Origin of the sequence: Streptomyces herbicida (assembly GCF_032656585.1) — a bacterium.
Lineage (GTDB): Bacteria > Actinomycetota > Actinomycetes > Streptomycetales > Streptomycetaceae > Streptomyces > Streptomyces herbicida.
Genome location: NZ_JAUYWJ010000014.1, coordinates 154811 through 174391 on the forward strand (window position 1 = coordinate 154811; position 19581 = coordinate 174391).

At 68.7% G+C, this 19581-nt stretch carries 17 protein-coding genes and 1 pseudogene; 6 read left to right on the plus strand and 12 right to left on the minus strand.

Going from position 1 to position 19581, the window contains the following annotated elements:
• The first annotated feature begins 308 nt into the window (after nucleotides 1–308).
• Nucleotides 309–941, plus strand: coding sequence for a nucleotidyltransferase family protein (locus tag Q8A52_RS28290; protein ID WP_316756488.1), 633 nt, complete (start codon nucleotides 309–311; stop codon nucleotides 939–941).
• 87 nt (nucleotides 942–1028) lie between these two features.
• Here the strand turns inward: Q8A52_RS28290 and murJ are convergent, their stop codons facing one another.
• Nucleotides 1029–2708 (minus strand): murein biosynthesis integral membrane protein MurJ, encoded by a 1680-nt coding sequence (gene murJ, locus Q8A52_RS28295; protein WP_316756490.1) that lies wholly within the window; start codon nucleotides 2706–2708, stop codon nucleotides 1029–1031.
• Between the two features lie 230 nt (nucleotides 2709–2938).
• On the opposite strand from murJ, the gene Q8A52_RS28300 reads away from it, so the two are divergent.
• Nucleotides 2939–3667 carry a COG4705 family protein gene (locus tag Q8A52_RS28300; RefSeq protein WP_316756492.1) on the plus strand — a complete coding sequence of 243 codons (729 nt, stop codon included), beginning with the start codon at nucleotides 2939–2941 and terminating at the stop codon, nucleotides 3665–3667.
• A gap of 153 nt (nucleotides 3668–3820) precedes the next feature.
• Entirely contained in the window at nucleotides 3821–4723 is a 903-nt protein-coding gene (locus tag Q8A52_RS28305; RefSeq protein WP_316756494.1) for a COG4705 family protein, read from the plus strand.
• Here Q8A52_RS28305 and Q8A52_RS28310 read toward each other — a convergent pair.
• From Q8A52_RS28310 to Q8A52_RS28330, 5 genes and pseudogenes are all read right to left on the minus strand, one after another.
• Nucleotides 4704–6083, minus strand: a complete 1380-nt coding sequence (locus Q8A52_RS28310) for a sensor histidine kinase (RefSeq protein WP_316756496.1) — start codon at nucleotides 6081–6083, stop codon at nucleotides 4704–4706. The two genes, Q8A52_RS28305 and Q8A52_RS28310, sit on opposite strands and share 20 nt — an antisense overlap.
• Nucleotides 6080–6742, minus strand: coding sequence for a response regulator transcription factor (locus Q8A52_RS28315; RefSeq protein WP_316756498.1), 663 nt, complete (start codon nucleotides 6740–6742; stop codon nucleotides 6080–6082). Before Q8A52_RS28315 ends, Q8A52_RS28310 begins: the two co-directional genes overlap by 4 nt.
• 1111 nt (nucleotides 6743–7853) lie before the next feature.
• Nucleotides 7854–8366, minus strand: a complete 513-nt coding sequence (msrA, locus tag Q8A52_RS28320; protein ID WP_316756500.1) for a peptide-methionine (S)-S-oxide reductase MsrA — start codon at nucleotides 8364–8366, stop codon at nucleotides 7854–7856.
• A gap of 597 nt (nucleotides 8367–8963) precedes the next feature.
• The gene (locus Q8A52_RS28325) at nucleotides 8964–9506 is read right to left on the minus strand and encodes a GNAT family N-acetyltransferase (RefSeq protein ID WP_316756502.1); all 543 of its coding nucleotides are present in this window, start codon (nucleotides 9504–9506) and stop codon (nucleotides 8964–8966) included.
• Between the two features lie 62 nt (nucleotides 9507–9568).
• A pseudogene (locus Q8A52_RS28330) lies at nucleotides 9569–9911 on the minus strand (transposase); the annotation flags it as partial.
• Between the two features lie 235 nt (nucleotides 9912–10146).
• Here Q8A52_RS28330 and Q8A52_RS28335 point away from each other — a divergent pair.
• Nucleotides 10147–10875 (plus strand): hypothetical protein, encoded by a 729-nt coding sequence (locus tag Q8A52_RS28335; protein WP_316756504.1) that lies wholly within the window; start codon nucleotides 10147–10149, stop codon nucleotides 10873–10875.
• A gap of 129 nt (nucleotides 10876–11004) precedes the next feature.
• Here Q8A52_RS28335 and Q8A52_RS28340 read toward each other — a convergent pair whose 3' ends face one another.
• Complete coding sequence (locus Q8A52_RS28340; protein WP_316756506.1) at nucleotides 11005–12717, minus strand: MFS transporter; 1713 nt, start codon at nucleotides 12715–12717, stop codon at nucleotides 11005–11007.
• Between the two features lie 276 nt (nucleotides 12718–12993).
• Between Q8A52_RS28340 and Q8A52_RS28345 the strand changes: the two genes are divergently transcribed.
• Entirely contained in the window at nucleotides 12994–13806 is an 813-nt protein-coding gene (locus tag Q8A52_RS28345) for a TetR/AcrR family transcriptional regulator (protein ID WP_316756508.1), read from the plus strand.
• 264 nt (nucleotides 13807–14070) lie between these two features.
• Complete coding sequence (locus Q8A52_RS28350; protein WP_316756510.1) at nucleotides 14071–15315, plus strand: cytochrome P450 family protein; 1245 nt, start codon at nucleotides 14071–14073, stop codon at nucleotides 15313–15315.
• On the opposite strand, the gene Q8A52_RS28355 is transcribed toward Q8A52_RS28350, so the two are convergent.
• From Q8A52_RS28355 to Q8A52_RS28375, 5 genes are read right to left on the minus strand one after another with little or no spacing between them, the layout of a single operon-like run.
• Nucleotides 15316–16692 carry a cytochrome P450 gene (locus tag Q8A52_RS28355; RefSeq protein ID WP_316756512.1) on the minus strand — a complete coding sequence of 459 codons (1377 nt, stop codon included), beginning with the start codon at nucleotides 16690–16692 and terminating at the stop codon, nucleotides 15316–15318.
• Nucleotides 16689–17303 carry a GTP-binding protein gene (locus tag Q8A52_RS28360; RefSeq protein ID WP_316756514.1) on the minus strand — a complete coding sequence of 205 codons (615 nt, stop codon included), beginning with the start codon at nucleotides 17301–17303 and terminating at the stop codon, nucleotides 16689–16691. The genes Q8A52_RS28355 and Q8A52_RS28360 overlap by 4 nt, the downstream gene beginning before the upstream one ends.
• Nucleotides 17281–17640, minus strand: coding sequence for a DUF742 domain-containing protein (locus tag Q8A52_RS28365; protein ID WP_316756516.1), 360 nt, complete (start codon nucleotides 17638–17640; stop codon nucleotides 17281–17283). Before Q8A52_RS28365 ends, Q8A52_RS28360 begins: the two co-directional genes overlap by 23 nt.
• A complete protein-coding gene (locus Q8A52_RS28370) occupies nucleotides 17637–18050 on the minus strand; it encodes a roadblock/LC7 domain-containing protein (protein ID WP_316756518.1) in 414 nt (137 codons plus the stop codon). The genes Q8A52_RS28365 and Q8A52_RS28370 overlap by 4 nt, the downstream gene beginning before the upstream one ends.
• Nucleotides 18047–19432, minus strand: a complete 1386-nt coding sequence (locus tag Q8A52_RS28375; RefSeq protein WP_316756519.1) for an ATP-binding protein — start codon at nucleotides 19430–19432, stop codon at nucleotides 18047–18049. Before Q8A52_RS28375 ends, Q8A52_RS28370 begins: the two co-directional genes overlap by 4 nt.
• Between the last annotated feature and the right edge of the window lie 149 nt (nucleotides 19433–19581).

The following is a 19581-nucleotide window of genomic DNA, read 5'->3' on the forward strand; positions in this document are numbered from 1 at the left end:
CTCGGCAAGCGTGCGCATCACATCCCAGACCGGCGCCCAGTGGGTCGCCGCCCCGGCGATCGCACTGCGGCTGAGAGCACCGGACCGATCGGTCTCGTCCCAGTCGGCGGCCGCCAACCATAGGAGTTGCGGACGCCGAAGAGGCGGGCGAGGGCGCCGCAGGCGTTTCCAACGTCGAGGAGGAAGAGTTCAGTGCCGGCGTCGCCTCGATTTCGATGGCCGGGTTTGGGAACTGTCTGGATGCCCCTTGCGTCGACGGTTCTTGGGGAGTGGGGCTTGCCCTGGGGCACTTGTGGTAGGCAAAGCCGGTGATCAGCCGACTCCCTCTCGATGAGCAACTTGAGTCCCTGCGTGCGGTGCTGACCCGCAACGACGTGTTGGGGCAGGTGCTGGCGCGGACTGCGACGCTGGAGCTGCCCGGGTGGTATCTGACGGCAGGTTGCCTGTTCCAGACCGTGTGGAACGTGGTGACGGGCAGGCCGCCGACCGTCGGCATCAAGGACTACGACGTCTTCTATTTCGACGCCGACGATCTGTCCTGGGAGGCGGAGGACGCGGTGATCAAGGCCGGGCGGGAGATCTTTGCTGATGTGCCTGCGAAGGTGGAGATCCGGAATGAGGCCCGGGTTCACCTCTGGTACGAGGACAAGTTCGGCGTGGCGTGTGAGCCGTATGAGTCCACCGAGGCGGCGATCGACAGCTTCGCCGCGACCACGTGCTGCCTGGGAGTGCGTCTGGAGGCTGATGGGCGGTGGCGCGTGTATGCGCCGCACGGCCTGTCCGATGTGTTCAACCTTGTTGTCCGGCCCAACCCGGTGCTTGCTCCGCAGTCGGTCTATGAGACGAAGGCGGCGCGGTGGCGGGAGCAGTGGCCTGAGCTGACCGTACTGGACTGGCCCGTCGGGGAGCGGGCGTCGGATCCCGGGGTGCGTGGGTCGTGAGGGGGATGGCACGTTGAGGGCTCAGGGCGCGCGGTGGTGCATCGCCCTGAGCCCTCGTCATTGGTCTTGCTTCTGCCGGTGCCGGGCTCAGCTCAGACGGGGCAGGCTGCGTAGTTCTCCAATACGCAGGAGTCGTGCCAGGACGAGGAACAGCAGGGTCATCGTGATGGCGCCTGCTGCAAGCGCGATGGCCGGTGTCCAGGAGGCCGATGTGGGGCTGTCGTTCAGCGAGCGGCTGATCAGCCAGCCGACTGCCCCGGCGCCGGTGGCGGCCGCGGTCAGTTTGGCGTACGTGCGGCAGATCCGGCGGCCGTCGAGCAGTCCCTCGGTGCGCCGCCTCAGGCGCAGAGCCGTCAGCAGCAGGCCGATGCCGTACGACAGGGCATAGGCCGCGGCCATCCCAGTGACGGCCCAGCGGGGGGACAGCAGAAGATGGCAGGCCACGGCGAGAGTGATGTTGATACCGCTGATCCACAGCGCCATACGAAACGGCGTGCGGGTGTCCTCGAAGGAGTAGAAGCCGCGCAGCAGGAGGTACTGGGCGGAGAATGGGATCAGTCCCAGGCCGAAGGCTTGCAACATGTGCCCCAGGGGGACGGTTGCTGCGGCGTCGGCGGCCCCGTGGGCGAACAGGAGCTGCGCGATCTGCGGGCCGAAGGCGACGAAGAAGAACGCTGCCGGGACGATGACGACGCCGCTGACCCGGAGCGCGCGGGACAGGTCGGCGCGCAGGTCGTCGAGGCGATGCTCGGTCACGGCCCGGCTCATGCGCGGCAGGAGCGCGGTTACGAGGGAGACCGTGACGATCGACTGGGGGAGCATCCATATCTGCTGGGCGTAGCTGTAGGCGGTATAGCCGACGCCGTCGCGGGGCAGGACGGCGTCCGCGGCGGAGGCCAGGCGGGTGACGACGGTGCTTGCCGCGAGGTTCGCCAGGACGAACAGCAAGGTCCAGCGGGCCGCGTTCACGCTCTTGCGCAGGCCGGTGCCCCGCCAGTCGAAGCGCGGTCGCAGGCGGAAGCCGGCCTCGTGGGCGTACGGGATCAGGGCGAGTGCCTGGAGGGCCAGGGCGAGGGTGGTGCCGATGCCGAGGAGTCTGACCTGGGCGTCGGTGATGTCCGAGACGTGCCTGGGGACGGTCAGCATGCCGAGGTACAGGCCGAACATCGTGATCAGGATGAGATTGTTCAGGACCGGGGTCCACATCATTGCCCCGAAGCGGTTCCGGGCGTTGAGGACCTGTCCGAAGATGCTGAACACGCCGTAGAAGAAGATCTGGGGGAGCAGGAAGCGGGCGAAGACCACGGTCAGCTCGAACGCGTCGTGCGTGGCGGGTGTGTCGTGCTGGTAGATGCTGATGATCTCGGGAGCGGCCCAGGTGGCCAGCGCGGCGCCGACACCGAGGACACAGAGCACCAGGGTGACCAGGCGTTGCTCGAATGCGGCCCCGCCATCGGGGTCTTGTGCCCGGGCCCGGACCAGTTGGGGGACCAGGACGGAGTTCAGCGCGCCGCCGATCAGCAGGAAGTACAAGCTGGTGGGCACCGTGTTGGCCTGGTTGTAGGTGGTGGCCAGCAGTCCGGTGCCCAGGGCGGCGGCTTGCAGCACTTGCCGGATCAGTCCGGTGGCGCGCGAGACCACGGTTCCCGCGGCCATCAGCGCGGACGACCGCCGTACCGTGCCTGCCTGGGCCTCCTTGGGGGCAGCATGCTTCCTGCGTCTCGTGCTTGACGGCTCGAACTGCTCGGGCGACGTGTCCTCGATCATGGGACCAATCTACGTTTCCCGATCTCACCGGTTTGCGGGAGCCTCGGGCTCGTCGCTCGGCGGCAGCGCCCGTGCTCCCACCGGCACTTGTGAGTGCCGGCGTCGAGGCGCAGGGCCGCGCTGACGAACGCGGCGTAGGGGGGCGGGGTCGACCTTGACCCAGTGGTGCCCATGCCGCGTCCGGGGGAGGAGCGTACGCCCGGTGCTCATGCCAGTCAGGATGCGTTCAGGTGTCCGGCAAGGTGCTGTGCACGACGGTCGGTGAGACCGCAGCCGACCTGCTGAACGAGAAGGCGGGTCTCGGCCTGACCGGTGTCTCGGTGCTGATGAGCGCGTTGCTGGCCGCAGTGCTGGTCGTGCAGTTCCGCACGAGCGCGTACCGGGCGGGCGTGTATTGGCCCGCCGTAGCCCTGATCAGCGTCGTCGGTACCCTGATCAGCGACAACCTCACCGACAACATGGGCGTGCCGCTGGAGCTGAGCACCACGGTGTTCGGACTCGTTCTCGCGGTCGTGTTCGTCGTCTGGTACCGCCGGGAACGGACGCTGTCCATCCACAGCATCGACACCGTGAGCCGCGAGTCGTTCTACTGGCTGGCCGTCCTGTTCACCTACGCCCTGGGCACCGCGGCCGGTGACCTGGTCTCCGAGCGCTTGGATCTCGGCTACTGGCTGTCCGCCGTGCTGTTCGCCCTGGCCATCGCCGCAGTCGCCGTCGCGCACTTCGCCCTCGGTCTCAACGCGGTCTGGAGCTTCTGGATCGCGTACATCCTCACCCGGCCGCTCGGCGCCTCGATCGGCGACTACCTCTCCCAGCCGAGCGGCGACGGCGGTGTGGGCCTGGGCACCGTGATCACCAGCGCCCTGTTCCTTGCGGTCATCCTCGGTCTGGTCGTGTACCTGGGCGTGACCCGAAAGGACGTCACCGAGCCGGAGGAGGCGGCCCTACACGTGGCGTGACCTGCAACCCGCTTGTGTTCAGGATGCGTTCAGGATCTCTGTGCCACGGTCGGAGATCTCGACCGCCGCCGGCGGCCGACTCATCTCACAGGGCGCTCGTCCCGGTTCCCAGGGGCGAGCGCCCTGTCGTTCGAGCGGACAGGAGAATCCGAGTTGGAGAAATCCGAGGTCCTCACCGACCTCGACGTGGCAAGTACGTCGAGTACGACCAAGTCGGTGATGAAGAAACTGCCCGAGGTTACGCTGGCCTTCTGGATCATGAAGATCGCCGCGACGACCTTGGGTGAGACGGCGGGCGACCTCTTCGCGCAGACCCTGAAGCTGGGCTACTTCCTCACCACGATCGCGCTGTTCCTGATCTTCGTGGTGACCTTGGTGGCCCAGCTGCGATCCAGCCGCTACAACCCGTTCTGCTACTGGACCGTGATCCTGTCGACCAGCATGGCCGGCACCACGATGTCCGACTTCATGAACCGCGACGCCAGCGCCAAGTACCTCTCGAACGGTGCGACCAAGCTGGGCTGGGGCCCGCAGGGCCTAGGCCTGGGCTACCCCGCCGGAGCGGCGATCCTGATCTCGATCCTCCTGGCGATCTTCCTCGCCTGGAAGCTGAGCGGGATGACCTTCCAGATCCGTGACATCGTCACCTTCAAGGGCGAGGCCCTGTTCTGGTCGGCGATCCTCGTATCGAACACCCTCGGCACCTCGATGGGCGACTTCCTGTCCGACAGCTCCGGCCTCGGGTACGCCGGTGGCGCACTGCTTGTGACCGGGTTGCTCGCCGTGCTCGTAGCGCTCATGAAGGTGCCCACGGTGCCGAATGTGCTGCTGTTCTGGATCGCCTTCGTCCTGACCCGCCCGCTGGGCGCCACCGCGGGTGACTTCCTCACCAAGCCGGTCGCCAAGGGCGGCCTGGACCTGGGTACCGTGGGCTCGTCCGCCGTGCTGCTCGTTGTTCTGTTCGGCCTGATGGCCTACGCCCACATGAAGGAGCGTCAGTCCGCCGAAGGAAAGGCGCGGGAGGAGCGGGAGTCGGTCACCCGGCAGGGAGACTGACCGTGAATCTGGCCCCGGGCGCGTGTCCGGGGTCGTAGGAGACCTCGCCGCCGACGGTGCGGGCCAGGCGCCGCGCGAGCGGCAGCCCGAGGCCCGCGCCGTCGTGCCCGTCGTCGGCATCGGCGCGTCGGCCGGGCTGGAACAGATCCGCCACGAACTCTGCTGGTACACCGGGGCCGTCGTCGACGACATCGATCCACACGGCACTGGGCAGGCGCCGCGCGGACAAGGTCACGCTGGAGCGGGCATAGCGGACGGCGTTGGCGAGCAGAGGGCTGAGGATACGTTCGATGAGCGCGGGTGGGACCCCTGCCTGCAGCACCTGCGCGCCCGTCTCCACCGTGGCCTTCACCCGATCCGGCGGGGCGGCCTGCTGGAGCAGGCGGCCCAGGAGGGGTACGACGTCGGTGGTCGTGGCGGCCGTCGCCGGGTTGAGCGCGTTCTCGCGGGCGTCGTTGAGGAGCGTGTCGCAGATCGTGCGCATGGACCGCGCGGCCTGTGCGATCACCTCTTGGGTGGCGCGGGTCTGAGCGTCCGTGCGCGGGCGGGACTGCCACCAGTCGAGTTCCATGATGATCCGGGTGAGTGGCGTACGCAGTTCGTGGGACAGCTCTCCCGTCAGCTGCCGTTCGTGGCGCAGCACGGTGCGTATGCGGTCCAGAAGCGCGTCCAGTGAGCCACCCAGGCGGGCAAGTTCGACCGGGTGATCCTCCGTTCCGAAGCGGTCGTCGGAGCCCATAGCGCTCCACTGCGTTGCCTGGTCGGTCATCGTCCGCACCGGTCGCAGTGCCCGGCCGACGGACAGGCGCGTGAGCACGTACGTGCAGCCGAGCATGACAACGTCCAGGACCAGCGATCCCAGCAGCAGGGTGTCGGCCGAACTGCGGTACGGAGCCAGATCCAGCGCGGTGACGACAGTGGCTCTGGCACCGTGGTCGGGGATCGGCTGCGAGCACAGCCGGACGGGGCGGTGACCGTCCACGGTCGTGCAGGCGTGCTTGCGCTCTGCGGCCAGCCGGTCGGCGACCTGGGTCACTGGCCGCCCGACGGTCGCGGACGGCGGCTTTTCCAGCAGGCGGGTGTCGGCGTAGATCCACACGTTCGCGTCGAGGAGGCGGTCGTTGACGGTTTCCAGTACACGTACCCGGGGACCGCTGGTGTCGACGGTCGTGGTCACCGCTGCCGCTCTGGTGCGCAACTCGTCGTCCGCCTGGCGTTGCAGATGCTCGTCCATCACGGCGTTGAATGCCACGGTCAGGACCGTTATCAGCAGCGCGGCGGCGGCCAGCGCCACGAGGGAGAGCCGGCCTTGTAGGGAGCGCGGGGCCAGGCGACCGCAGACGCGGGAGGCACGGTTCATGACAGGCGGTGTCCGACCCCGCGCGCCGTATCGATCGTCAGACGGCTGCTCGCCTCGCGCAGTTTGCGGCGCAGCCGGCTCAGGTACTGGTCCAGAGTGTTGTCACTCACTTGCGCTCCCTCGGGCCAGCCGGCCCGCACCAGGTCACGGCGGCGCACGAGGGCCCCGTCCGCGGCGACAAGCGTGGCCAGCAGCCGGAACTCCGTCGGGGAGAGATCGATGCGCGTACCGTGCACGGTCGCACTGTGATCCACCGCGTCCAGGACCAGATCACCGGTTGTGGCGCAGGATCGGGGGACGGCCCGTCTGAGCGCGGCGCGCAGCCGCGCGGCGAGTTCGGCGAGATGGAAGGGTTTGGGCAGGTAGTCATCGCCCCCGGCGGAGAAGCCGGAGAGGCGGTCGGTGAGCTGGTGGCGGGCGGTCAGGAAGATCACGGGGGCGAAGAAGCCATTGGCCCGCAATGCCTGGCATACGTCCCGTCCGTCCGCGTCGGGCAGGCCGACATCGAGTACGGCCGCCGCGATGCCGGCGGTCGCCAGTCGCAGGGCGCTGGCGCCGTCGGGCGCGAGGACGGGCTCGAAGTCCTCGTCCTGAAGGCCCCGCCGCAGCACGTCTCGCAGGGCGTGATCGTCCTCAACAACCAGGATCTTGGGTTGCATGATCCTCCGTCGGTCCTCCGGTCATGGTCGTAGCCGCGGTGAACAGGTGGGCAGCCACCGGGTCCGCGCCCAGCAGGCTGTCGGCCTCCTGGGCCGATGGCGGTCAACGAGCGTGGGCCACGTCATGGACGGACGGCCGCTTCGTTGCAGCGCGTATTACCGCCATTGCCGCCAGTCCTCGGACTGTCCCCACGCGGGTGGCACGCCACCACCGTGAGTGCATACGTCGACCGGACCAGACCGTCTCATTACTGCGCATCGCGCATCGCGCACCGTGTCAGGGATTGCGGAGCCGTCGTTCGGGGCCCGTCAACGGCAAGGATCATCTGGCGGCCAGGTGCGACGAAGTGGTCATGCGGGACGGGACCCTTTCCGTGCAGGTGAGAGCGGCAAGCCGAACGGATGACTACAGGAATGTAGACCGTCTATGTCACTGTAGACGACTGACGGTGGAAGGGCGTTCCCGAGCGACGGGCGCCGCGCAAAGCCCATCCGTGGTCACACAGCCGGCGCAGCCCGGTCCTCAGAAACACACCCTCACCGATCGCTGCACGGTGCCGAGCTGGGGCGTTTGCCTTGGCCCCGGCGGCGCTTTCACGAGCGCGCAGATGCGGTGGCAGGGTGCCCGGTCGTGGCGCGGAGTGCGTCGGGGTAGGCCAGGAAGAGCCGTGGGCGCCCTGGTTCGGCCGTGTCGGGGGTGTCAGTCGAGGACGCCGAGGTGTCGGGCGTGGGCCTCGACGAGTTCGGGGACGGGGTTGGCGGTGACGCCACGTTCGGTGCAAGGGCACTCGCCGGGTCGGCTACGGACCGCAGGAGGGCCTTGTGTCCGCGGTCTTCCTGCGTGAACTGGCCTCCTCAGACCGGGCGTCCGCAGAGTCGTAACTTCTGCTCGCGCATGCCCGCCATTGCTCGTGGGCGCAGCGACCGGCGGCGAGCGAAAAGGGCCGGTGGTGGCTTCCGGTGAGGGGTATGCGGCGTGGGACCCGCGGGACGGCACGATGGTTGCGCCGCCTGCCCTGTCCCTCGTGCCGCAGCAATTCGCTGCTTGGCGGCACCGACCACAGTCCTGATCCGACCTGGTCGATGCCGGCCCTGTGCGGCTCTCGCGCGCTCAGCTCTCCTTGCGGGTGGGCAGTCGCCATCCCGGGCGCGGGAAGTGGCAGGTGTAGCCGTCGGGGTAGCGCTCCAGGTAGTCCTGGTGCTCGGGTTCGGCCTCCCAGAAGGGGCCGACCGGCTCGACCTCGGTGACGACCTTGCCCGGCCACAGCCCGGAGGCGTCCACGTCCGCGATGGTGTCCTCCGCGATCCTCTTCTGCTCGTCGTCCACGTAGTAGATCGCCGAGCGGTAGCTGAGACCGATGTCGTTGCCCTGGCGGTTCTTGGTGCTCGGGTCGTGGATCTGGAAGAAGAACTCCAAGATCGTGCGGTAGTCGGTCTTCTCGGGGTCGAAAAGGATCTCGATGGCCTCCGCGTGGGTGCCGTGGTTACGGTACGTCGCGTTCGGCACATCACCCCCGGTGTATCCGACCCGGGTCCCCGTCACGCCCGGGAGCCGGCGGATGAGGTCCTGCATCCCCCAGAAACATCCGCCCGCCAGTACGGCCCTCTGCGTCTGCGCTGCCATTACGGCCCCTTCGCTGTCTCTCGTAGGTCGTCCGGGCTGCTCGGCTCGCCTGATGCCGGCATCCCTCACCCTCTGGCTCCATCAGCACCTGAGGGGGGCAAACAATTCCGTGCCTGCCCGGCGCATGCCTGAGGTGAGTAGACAGCAGAACGTCGCATGGTCGCAGACGTGGCTGGGGCTCGCGGCACGGTGCCCCCCGCAACGCTGTCGGCCAGCGGTTCGGGGTGGAGTCCAGCTCACCCCAGGTGGCTGGTGCAGGACGGTGCGCATCTTGTCGGGACCCAGAGGGTGTGACGGCCTTGTCCGTCGCTGTGCGTCGGGGTGGTCACGCAGTCAGACACGCACCGCCCTCCAGCCCTTGACTGAAGGGTCGTCTCGGTTGGTGTAGCTGCGGTAGCAGATGAGGGCGACGGCGATACCGACGAAGGCCAGGAAGTGCTCGCCTTTGCGCCTGTAGCGCCTGTAGCGCCTGTAGCGCCTGTAGCGCCTGTAGCGCCTGTAGCGCCTGTAGTGCCTGTGGAGGCAGCGGCAGCCAACCCTCGGCCGTCTTATGTCTGCGCCGTGGCCCCGGCCCGCCCGTTACGGTCGGACGGCAACCTAGACCTTCGAGTCCGGCTTCCAGTCCCGGACGAGGAGCCCGAGCAGCACCTCGTCCAGGAACTCGCCCATCACCCAGGCCGAGGAGCGCAGCACGCCCTCCCGGACGAAGCCGTTGCGCTCGGCGGAGCGCAGCATCGCGGCGTTGTCCGACAGCGTCTCGATCTGCAGCCGCTGCAGGCCGCGCACGACGAAACCGTAGTGGCACAGCACCGCGACCACGTCAGTGCCGTAGCCCTTGCCGCGGGAGGACGGCAGCAGCCCCAGCCCGATGTGCGCGGACCGGTTGTGGTTGTCGATGCCCCACAGCACCGCGGTGCCGACCAGCGTGCCGCCCTCCAGCTCCACCACGGAGAACTGGACGCTCCCTTGCTCCTTGTCGTCCACCACGAGCCGCGGATCCTTCGAGCCGGGCGTGATGGGCCGCCACGGCCCGCCTTCGGCCCGCGAGGAGTTGACCACGTCGTCGTAGAGCTCGGCCCGCAGGATCGGGATGTCGTCCTCGTGCCGGGCCCTGAGCCCGACCTTGCTGCCTGTAAGCATGCGATCTTCCTATCCGGCCGGACTGGCCGGCGGCAAACCAATATGCGGTCGCCTCAGTTGGTGTAGCGGCGGCGCAGACGGCGGCATCCGTTGAGCCAGGACATCGTCCGTTCCACCACCCAGCGGTGGCGGCCCCGGCAGCCGGAGGTTTCATCCCCGTGACGGGCGATGGGCGGCACAATCTGCCGCCGACGCAGCCAGTGGCGCAGGCTGTCGACGCCTTGGCCCTTGTCCGCGTGCACCTTGGCCGGGCGGCGACGCCGGGGACCGTAAGGCGAGCGGATCGGCGGGATGCCCCGATCAACGGCACCAGGGCCTGACTGTCGTGCAGGCCGGCGCCTGAGACACCGGCCGGGCAGCCCGTTGCGGGTCACGGACGACGTGGATCTTCGAACCGGGCCTGCCGCAGATCGGCGGCCGCTGCCGCCCTGCGTCCGTATCGGCGGCTTCGGCGCCACGGCCTGGAAGATCTCCACCACCCCCAACACCTCGTCCAGGGTCGCAGGGCTGCCGGCCTGCTGGGATCAATCAAACGACCGAAGATTTCTATACCATGACAAATGCGCCGATAATGCAAAACACCTGCCGAGGTACTCGACGCGCTGGAATGCTCATGGTTAGTGACGCGAGAGAGGTGCATGTGAGTCAGTCGGCAAATAACTCTGGGGCGCCAAAAGCGCTCAATCCTCTGTGGATCATCTCGCTTTTCTTAACGGTCTCGGAGGCCGCCGCGGGCACAGCGGCCACTCAAACGCAAGGTTGGCTGCAGGCGGTTCTTGTGCTCTTCTCCGTGGCCTTCCCGGTCGGAGTTGCGTCTGCATTCTTTGCGATCCTTGTGCAGCGGCCGTATGTTCTTTACGCGCCCAAGGACTATTCCAAGAATCCGAGTGTGCGAGACTTTGTCAGTGCTCTCAATACGTCACGGAATCGTAGCGTGGAGAACATGGAAGCCTCCATTCGCTCGGCGATGGAAGAGGTAATCCCCAGGATGTTCGACGCCAGGATGAGCGCCCTGAGTAAGGACCTCATAGTGGCGGAGGCGGTTGAAAGCGCACGCGAAGACTTCCGTCATCGTTTTGTTGAGATTTCTTACGGGCAGATGGACAACGACGTGGTGTCCGTGCAAATTCCTGTACATGAAGACACCACAGTGCAGGAATTCCTGAACGAGGTGTGGTCGTTCGCTCCAGAGTGGATCCCTCCCTACACCTACGGTGATAAATGGCTGTTGGTCGATCCAGGGAAGGGTCGTTCCTATCATGAGATGGGAGCGCACTGGGCCCGCCGTAACGGGAAAGAGTCCGACGACAGGATGCTTTACGGCACGGGTATTTCGGCGGGGGATATGTTGCAAGCCGTACCGCTCTAGTAAGAGGCGGACTCCCAGTACGTGTGACCTGAATGTCTTCGAATGGGATAAGGGGGAAACGGGACTGCCGGGCGCCCCCTCTTCGGGGCGCCCGGCAGTCCCGTTCGCCGATGCCGGTGCGGCCGCGACTCAGTGCCCCGCGGTCCCCTCGGGGCGGGCGTGGCGCGGCAGGAGGAACGCGAGCAGGAAGGTCAGGGCGAGCATGCCGTCGACGACCCACAGCAGCGTCTTCATGACGGAGCCGAAACCGGTCCGGAAAGCCGACGACGCGGTGGCCTTCAGCGCGGTGGGTATCCGGTCGCCGGCCTGAGGCGAGGTCACGGCGGACCGAGTGTCCTTCTCCAGGCGCGCGCAGGACGCCGGGGTCGCGGCAGGATCCTTGGCCACGGCGCGGTCGGAGGTGCACGTACGCAGGTCCGCCACGATGCGCTCCTGAGCGGCGGGCGCGACGTGCGCGGCGGCAAGCTGCCCTCGTAGGCCGTCCGAGTGGTGATCGACGGCGGACGCGATCCCGCCGCCCAGCAGACCGAAGAAGACGGTGCCGAGGATGGCCACGCCGAAGGCGCCGCCGAGTTGCTGTATCGCGGTCATCGTGCCGGACGCCGAGCCCGTCTCGTGCTGCTCGACACTGGCGAGCACGATGTCGAAGAACGGCGCCATGAGCAGGCCCATCCCGATACCGGTGACAAGGAGGGCCGGCAGCAGCTGCCAGGGGCCGACGCCACTTCCCACCATGTCGAGGGTCAGCCACACGCCGAACACACCCACGGCCATGACCAGCGTGCCCGCCTGCAGGACGGCCCGTCCGAACCGGGCGACGCCCTGAGCGATCCCGAAGCCGACGATCATGCCGCCGGACCAGGGCACCATCACCAGTCCAGCCTTGAGCGGCGAGTAGCCGAGGCCGATCTGGGTGTACAGGTTGAAGACCAGCATGAAGCCCTGCATGGTCGAGAAGAAGACCAGCCCGAGGGTCATGCCACCGCTGAATCCACGCTTGCGGAACAGGCTGGGGACGACCAGCGGGTCCCGGCCGTCCTTGCTGCGGCGCGACTCGTACTTGGCGAAGGCCACGAAGACGACCACGGAGGCGGCCATCATCACGAACGTCCACGCGGGCCAGTCGTACTCACGGCCCTGGACCAGCGGGAAGATGATCAGCAGCGCGGCCAGCGAGACCAGGAGCATGCCGGGGATGTCGAGGCGCGGCTTGCTCTCGGACCGGCCCCTCGGCAGGTAGCGCAGGGCACCGAGGATGGCCGCGGCACCCAGCGGCAGGTTGATCAGGAAGATCATCCGCCAGCCGGTGCCGAAGTAGTCGGCGTCCACGAGCCAGCCCGCCAGGATCGGCCCGCACACCGCGGACAGTCCCATGACCGGGCCGAACATGCCGAAGGCCTTCTGTGACTCCTTCGGCGGGAACATCTCCTTGATCATGCCGAGGCCTTGCGGCAGCATGACCGCGCCGAACAGTCCCTGTACGACGCGTGCGGCGATCAGCATCTCGGACGACACGGACGTCGCGCACAGCAGCGACCCCAGGGTGAAGCCGGCGGCCCCCAGCAGGAACATCCGGCGACGCCCGTGAATGTCCCCGAGCCGCCCTCCGGTGACGAGCCCGACGGCCATCGAGAGCGTGTATGCGGCGGCGAGCCACTGCAGGGTGGAGGCACCGCCGCCCAGGTCGGCCCGCATGGAGGGGCCGGCGATGTTCGTGACGACGGCGTCGAGGAGGTCCATGACCTCGGCCGCGAGGATCACGAAGAGCGCAGCCCAGCGCCATCGGTAGGGCGCTGGTGAGTCGGTGGGTGTCTCGGCGGACGCGACACCGGTGGTGGACATCGGAACTCCTCGCAAAAGGGCCGCGCCGCGGTGACGACCCGTGGGCGCGGTGGGACGGATGGGTGTGGCTGCCCGGCTTGCTGATTCGGCCCGCGGAGCGGACGTCCGGACGCTCAGGAGAACGCTGTTCACCCTAACAGAACAGTGCACACCTGGAGAACGGTGTTCATTAAGATATAGCGCAACTTCAAGCGAGGGCAAGATATATCGCGTCTTGGCTTGGTGAACGCTGCTCGTCTGGAAGAACACTGTTCTCCCCGCGCCTAGACTGTCCTCATGACCGACGCGGCCGCCGGCACCCCCGCACCCCCTCCGCCGTCCCCCTGGGAGCGTGAGCGCCCCGCCCGCGCCCGCGTCGCCCCCGCGCGCACCCCGCTGTCGCGCGAACGAGTCGTCGAGGCCGCCTTCACCGTGCTGGACCGCCAGGGGATCGACGGGATGTCGATGCGCCAGGTGGCGGCCGAACTGGGGGTCACGGTCTCCGCCCTCTACGCCCACGTCAGCTCCAAGGACGACCTTCTGGAGCTGATGTACACGCGGCTCTTCGACAGCTTCGAGATGCCCGCACCCGACCCGGAGCGGTGGCAGGAGCAGCTGCGGGACTTCGCCCGCTCCCTACGGCAGCGCCTGCTGTCCCACCGGGACATGGCCAGGATCTCCATGGGCCATGTCCCGTTCACCGCCGAACTGCTGCCGCACGTCGAGGCGTTGCTCGCCGTCTTCCGTACCGCCGGGCTGCCCGACCGCATCGCGGCGGAGGCAGGTGACCTCATCTCCACCTACATCGACGGGTTCGTCCTGGAAGAGGGCATGTGGCAGGACCGCGCCGCCCAGTACGGCGGTGACGATCCCTCCATGGCCCGCCCCGACTGGCGCGAGATGGCCGACGAGATGCAGAACTACTTCGCGTCCCTGCCCGCGGCGGACTTTCCCCATCTGCGCGCTCTGTCCGGTCTGATGGTGACGGACTCCTCCGACGAGAGGTTCGACATCGGCCTGGAGATCATCTTGCGCGGCCTGGCGAGCTATCTGTCGGAGCCGGAGGCGCGCACGAGTTCGGGCGATCACCGGGCTCCGGACGCCACCTGATGGCGACTCATGGGTTGGGCGAAGCCTGTGACACCGTGGGGCGCTACCCGACCTCCATTGGCGGGACCGCGCCGCCCGTCCCCACTCTCACCGGCCCACTGATTCCGACGCGCAAACGCGGGGGCGGCGCCGAGGAGCCGACTTGCAGCCACGCGCACGGAAGTTGTGTCGGTACGCAGCGCGCCCGAGGCGGTCTCGTGCGGACAGGCTACGGCCAAGTAGCTTTACGGCTCGTACAGAAGTCCGAGTGCCAGGGAGGCCGCGATGGGAGACCCCCGTCCCTTAGTCATCGACGCGACCGGCCGTGACATCCACGGCGAGGCCGCCCGGATCCGCGAGAGGGGACCAGTGACCCTCGTGGAACTTCCCGGCGGTGTCGAGGCATGGGCCGTCAGCAGTCCCGACCTGCTCAAACGCCTGCTCACCGACCCGCGGGTGTCGAAGGACCCGCGTCAGCACTGGCCGCGGTGGATCAACGGTGAAGTCTCCCCGGAATGGCCGCTGTTCACCTGGGTCGCGGTGCAGAACATGTTCACCGCGTACGGCGGTGAGCACAAGCGGCTGCGCGCCTTGGTCGCCAAGGCGTTCACTGCCCGCCGCACTGCGGCGCTCCAGCCCCGGATCGAGGAGATCACCAAGACGCTGCTCGACGGGCTGGAGGAGGCCGGGCGGCGGAATTCGGTGGTCGATCTGCGGGAGGGCTTCTGTTACCCCCTGCCGATCCAGGTGATCAGCGAGCTGTTCGGGCTGCCCGAGGAGCAGAGCGCGGAACTGCGGGCCGTCGTGGACGGCGTCTTCCACACCTCCGCCGGCCCGGAGGAGGTCACCGACATCTACGCCCGGCTCTACGCGGCGCTCGGTGAGCTGGTGGCCCTCAAACGGCGCTCACCCGGCGACGACCTGACCTCGGCCCTCATCGCGGCCCGCGACGACGAGGGCGACACCCGCCTGAGCGAGCAGGAGTTGCTCGATACTCTGGCACTCATGGTGAGCGCGGGCCACGAGACCACGGTCAACCTCATCGACAACGCCATCCACCTGCTGCTCACCCACCCGGCGCAGCTCGCACGCGTCCGCTCGGGCGATGCGTCCTGGGACGACGCGATCGAGGAGGTGCTGCGGGTGGATGCACCGGTCGCCAGCCTGCCGTTGCGGTACGCCGTGGAGGACCTCGGTATGGAGGAGTTCGGTGGCCCGGCCGGGGTGGTGATCGGCAAGGGGGAGGCGATCCTCGCCGCGTATGCCGCCGCCGGACGTGACCCCGAGAGGTACGGCGCGGACGCCGACAGGTTCGACGTCGCCCGCGCCGACAAGGAACATCTGGCGTTCGGCTACGGCGTGCACTTCTGCCTGGGCGCCCCGCTGGGACGGCTGGAGGCCCGGATCGCGCTCCCGGCGCTCTTCGATCGCTTCCCCGGGCTCCGTCTCGCCGCGAAGGAGGCGGAGCTGGAGCCCGTCGATTCCTTCATCTCCAACGGCCACCGCGTCCTGCCCGCGCTGCTGTCCTGATCACTCCCCGCGCCACCAGGACCGCAGCCGCGCCAACCAGCCGCGGCCGCGGCCCGTGCGGCTTGCCGGCGATGCCTCGGGCGGCGATACGTCCGATGAGGAACTCATGCGCCGCGCGGACCGATCGCCCTCCGTGGCGGGCTCGGCGGGTGCCAGGAGCGAAGCCGCCGGGTAGACCACGGGCAGCGCGGCCAGCGCCCGGTGGAAGGGGCCGGGCCGCCAGGTCAACTCCTGGACCGGGATGGCCAGTTCGACATCCGGCAGGCGGTCGAGCAGCTTCTCGACCGCCACCGCCGCGATCAGCCGGGCCGGACTCTGCGCCGGGCAGGTGTGCGGGCCCGCGCTCCACGCCAAATGGGCGCGGTTGCCCGCACGCTGATCCGAGGTCAGGGACGGGTCGGTGTTGGCGGCGGCGAGGCTGACCACGATCGGGTGGCCCACCCGCAGTGGCACCCCTTCATGGACGACATCGTGAACGGGATAGTGCACGGCGTAGTTGGCCATGGGCGGGTCGGTCCACAGCACCTCGTCGAGGGCGTCCTCCACCGGCAGGCTGCCGCCGGACAGGGTACCTTCGAACCGGTCGTCGGACAGCAGCAGCCGAAGGCTGTTGGCGATGAGGTTCTGCTGGGGCTCGGTGCCCGCGCCCATCAGCAGGACCAGGCTGTGGACCATCTCCTCGTCGGTCAGTGCGGCGGGGTGAGCCATGAGCCAGGACGTGACGTCCTGCCCGGGCCGGGCCCGCTTCAGGGTCACGAGGTCGAGCAGGGTCGTGGCGAGCAGTTCGTTCGCCTTCTCGGCGTCCACGCCGTCGAAGATCCCGGACATCCCCTCGACCAGCCGCACCCCGTACTCGGGCGGGCAGCCGAACAGCCGGTTGAACACCAGCAGCGGCAGGACCTGGGCGTACTCGCCGAGCAGGTCGGCCTTCCCGGCCGGCGCGATCCGGTCGATCAGGGTGTCGGCACTTGCCTCGACGTAGCCGCGCAGCGTGTTGGGATCCACCTGGGCGAGGCTGTCCGTGATCGCGTCGCGCAGTCTGCGGTGCTCGGCTCCGTCGGTCCACAGGGCGTTCGGCCGGTACATCATCATCGGGACGACCGGGCTGTCCATGGGGACGGTGCCGTCCGCCAGGTCCTTCCAGCGGCGGGGGTCCTTGGAGAAGGTCTCGGGGCTGCGCAGGACGTGCAGGGCCGCCTCGTAGCCGACGACGAGTGATGCGCGTACACCGGGCGCGAGTTCGACCGGCGCGATCGGGCCCGCGGCCCGCAGCCGCCGGTAGGCGGCCGCGGGGTCGGCCGCGAACTCGGGCCCGTACAAAGGCTCGTACAGGGGCTCATGGATGGGGCAGCTCGGTGGTGGTGTTGGCGAGGTCACGCGTTCTCCAGTTCGCCGGTGCGGGTCAGGAGGTATTCCACGAGGGAGATGAGGGCGTGCGTGGACGAGATCCGGTCGCGGGCGTCGCAGCGGACGAGGGGGGTTTCGGGGAGCAGGTCGAGGGCCTCGCGTATCTCGTCGAGGTCGTGCGAGGGTGCGTCGTCGAACTGGTTGAGGGCGACGGCGTACGGCAGTCCGAGCTCTTCCAGTACGCCCATGACCTCGAAGGACTGGCTCAGGCGCCGTGTGTCGGCCAGCACGAGGGCGCCCAGCGCGCCGCGCGTCATGTCCTGCCACAACTGGGTGAAGCGCTGCTGGCCGGGGGTGCCGAAGAGATAGAGCACCAGGCGGTCGTTGAGGGTCAGACGGCCGAAGTCCAGGGCGACGGTGGTGGTCGTCTTGTCCTTCATGCCGTCCAGGTCGTCGACGAGTGCGCCGGCCTCGGTCATGACCTCCTCGGTGCGCAGCGGCCGGATCTCGGAGAGCGCGCCGACGAGGGTGGTCTTGCCGACCGCGAAGTGGCCCACGACCAGGAGCTTGGCCGCGGTCTGCACGCTGGGGCGCAGATAGAGGTTGCCGGCGGCGGGTTCAGAGGCGGGCGCGGAGCCCATCGAGCACCTCCTGGAGGATTCGGGCGTCGGTCGGCCGGGCTGCGGGGATGGGTGCGCGGGTGACGATGTGACCGCTGTCCATGAGGTCGGCGATCAGGACCTTGGTGACGCCGACCGGGAGGGCGAGGTGGCCGGCCACCTCGGCGACGGACAGTGCCCCCGGCCGGCACAGTTCCATGAGCCTGCGCTTTTCCGGGTTGAGCCCGGTCAGCGGCAGATCGTCGGTGGCGATCAGCAGCGTGACCAGGTCCAGGGTGTTGCGGGAGGGCTGGGCGCGGCCGTCCGTGATGACGTACGACCGCACCAGCCTGTCTGCGGGGCGGCGCCGGGGAGTCATAGCGGGCTGCCGGTGTCCTGCCGGGCCGGGCTGGTCAGCTCCTTGCCGAGCCGGTCGACGAGCTTGTGCATGCGGTACGTCACCGCCTCCATGTCCACGTCCTCGCTGGTGGAGACCGCGAGGTAGGCGCCCTCGCCGGCGGCGACGAGGAACACGTAGCCGTGCGCGAACTCGATCAGGGTCTGCCGCCACGGGGTGTGCGGGGTACCGCAGAACTCGGCCGTGCTGCGGCTGATCGACTGGACTCCGGACAGGCCCGCGGCCAGCCGTTCCGCGTCGTCCCGGTCGATGTCCTTGGAGTAGGCGCGGAGCATGCCGTCGGCGGAGAGCAGGATCGCGTGGAGCGCCTCAGGCACCTTCAGCACATCGTCCAGCATCCAGCCCAACTCGTTGTTGGTGGGCCCGGTCATTCGTGGCTGTTCCCTTCGTCTTCCTGGGGGGTGTGCTGGGCGGACCGGCCGGAGCGGGTGCCACGGGCGAAGGCGCTCATGCGCCGGGCGTTCTCCTCGGCCGAGCGTCCGCCGACCTCGTCGGCGGGCGGGGGAGCGGGCTGTACGGCGGTTTCCCGGAGGGCACGGCGACGGCGTTTGGGCAGGCCTCCGGACGTGGTCGCTCCCGGGGTGCCGGGGCCGGGTTCCGGGTCGGCAGCCGGCGCGGGGTGCTCCGTCGGGCCTGGCGGGGTTGCTGTACGGGATGCGGGGGCGGACACGACGGGGGAGTCCGGGGTGCGAACGGGCGCCGCGTCAGGGGTGGGTGCGGCCGGTTCGCCGGACGGCCGACGCTCGGGAGCGGCGTCCAGGTGTGTGAGGAGAGCGGACGGCAGGAACAGTACGGCGCGTACGCCGCCGTAGGGGGAGGCCGTGTCCACGGAGACGCTGAAGCCGTAGCGCCTGGCGAGCACCCCGGTGACGGCGAAGCCGAAGCGGGGCGGGTCGCCGAGCCGGGCGACGTCGAGGGCGTGCCCGCCGCTCAGCAGCTCGGCGGCATGCCCGGCGGCCTGGCCGTCCATGCCGACGCCTGCGTCGTCGATGACCACGCAGGCGCCGTTGTGCACCGCCTGGATGGTGACCTCGACGGTCGTGTTGGGCTGCGAGTGGCGTGCCGCGTTGTCGAGCAGCTCGGCGACCGCGAGCACCACCGGCTCCACCGTCCGGCTGGCCACGGCGATGGCGACCTCGCCGTGGATGCGGATGCGCCGGTAGTCGCGGATGCGGGAGGTGGCGCCGCGTACGACCTCGATGAGTGCGGAGGTGGCGCGCTGACGGCCGGGCCACGAGCCGCAGAGCACGGCGATGGCCTGGGCCCGGCGGCCGAACTGGGCGTTCGTGTGGTCGATCTCGAGCAGGTCGCGCAGCACATCGGGGTGGTCGTGCCGGTCCTGCATCTCCGCGATGGATACCTGCTGTTCGTTGGCCAGGGCCTGGATGGATCGCATGGACGCCTTCAGGGCGGCCTTCGCGGACTGGTCGGCGCGGGACTGCGCGTGTTCGACGGCTCCGGCGAACCGTGCCAGGACCTCGTCCAGGCACTTGGCGAACTCTGTGTCGGCGAGCCGGGCGTCCAGCAGACCGACGGACGGGGACGGCTGCCGGGCCGTATCCTCCAGGGCCGGCAGCCGTGCGGACACGAGGTGACGCACTTCCTCGTCCCGCGCCCGCAGGCCGTCCGCGAGTTCGGCGTTCCGACTGCGCTGCCGTGCGGTGATCCCACGCTGGCGCACCAGCAGCACGGTGACGGCGAACAGGCTTACGGCCAGGCACCAGAACACCGCGTCCGGTATCTGTTCGGTCATGAAGTCCTCAAAGACGGACGTGAGTTGACGGGCGCTTGACGGTAGCGACGCTTCCGCGCCCGTACTTGTGCGTGTGCGCAAGGAAGTTGTCACCAGACGCAAACAGGCCGGATGAGACGTTTCAGGCGACCGGCTTACCTTTGGCATAT

Excerpts from the sequence above, each read along its gene's own strand:
- msrA (WP_316756500.1), bottom strand. The coding sequence starts at position 8,366 with ATGGCAGCGCAGACGCAGAGGGCCGTACTGGCGGGCGGATGTTTCTGG.
- murJ (WP_316756490.1), bottom strand. The coding sequence starts at position 2,708 with ATGATCGAGGACACGTCGCCCGAGCAGTTCGAGCCGTCAAGCACGAGA.
- Q8A52_RS28310 (WP_316756496.1), bottom strand. The coding sequence starts at position 6,083 with ATGAACCGTGCCTCCCGCGTCTGCGGTCGCCTGGCCCCGCGCTCCCTA.
- Q8A52_RS28325 (WP_316756502.1), bottom strand. The coding sequence starts at position 9,506 with ATGCTTACAGGCAGCAAGGTCGGGCTCAGGGCCCGGCACGAGGACGAC.
- Q8A52_RS28350 (WP_316756510.1), top strand. The coding sequence starts at position 14,071 with ATGGGAGACCCCCGTCCCTTAGTCATCGACGCGACCGGCCGTGACATC.
- Q8A52_RS28375 (WP_316756519.1), bottom strand. The coding sequence starts at position 19,432 with ATGACCGAACAGATACCGGACGCGGTGTTCTGGTGCCTGGCCGTAAGC.
- Q8A52_RS28315 (WP_316756498.1), bottom strand. The coding sequence starts at position 6,742 with ATGCAACCCAAGATCCTGGTTGTTGAGGACGATCACGCCCTGCGAGAC.
- Q8A52_RS28345 (WP_316756508.1), top strand. The coding sequence starts at position 12,994 with ATGACCGACGCGGCCGCCGGCACCCCCGCACCCCCTCCGCCGTCCCCC.
- Q8A52_RS28340 (WP_316756506.1), bottom strand. The coding sequence starts at position 12,717 with ATGTCCACCACCGGTGTCGCGTCCGCCGAGACACCCACCGACTCACCA.
- Q8A52_RS28370 (WP_316756518.1), bottom strand. The coding sequence starts at position 18,050 with ATGACCGGGCCCACCAACAACGAGTTGGGCTGGATGCTGGACGATGTG.
- Q8A52_RS28360 (WP_316756514.1), bottom strand. The coding sequence starts at position 17,303 with ATGGGCTCCGCGCCCGCCTCTGAACCCGCCGCCGGCAACCTCTATCTG.
- Q8A52_RS28365 (WP_316756516.1), bottom strand. The coding sequence starts at position 17,640 with ATGACTCCCCGGCGCCGCCCCGCAGACAGGCTGGTGCGGTCGTACGTC.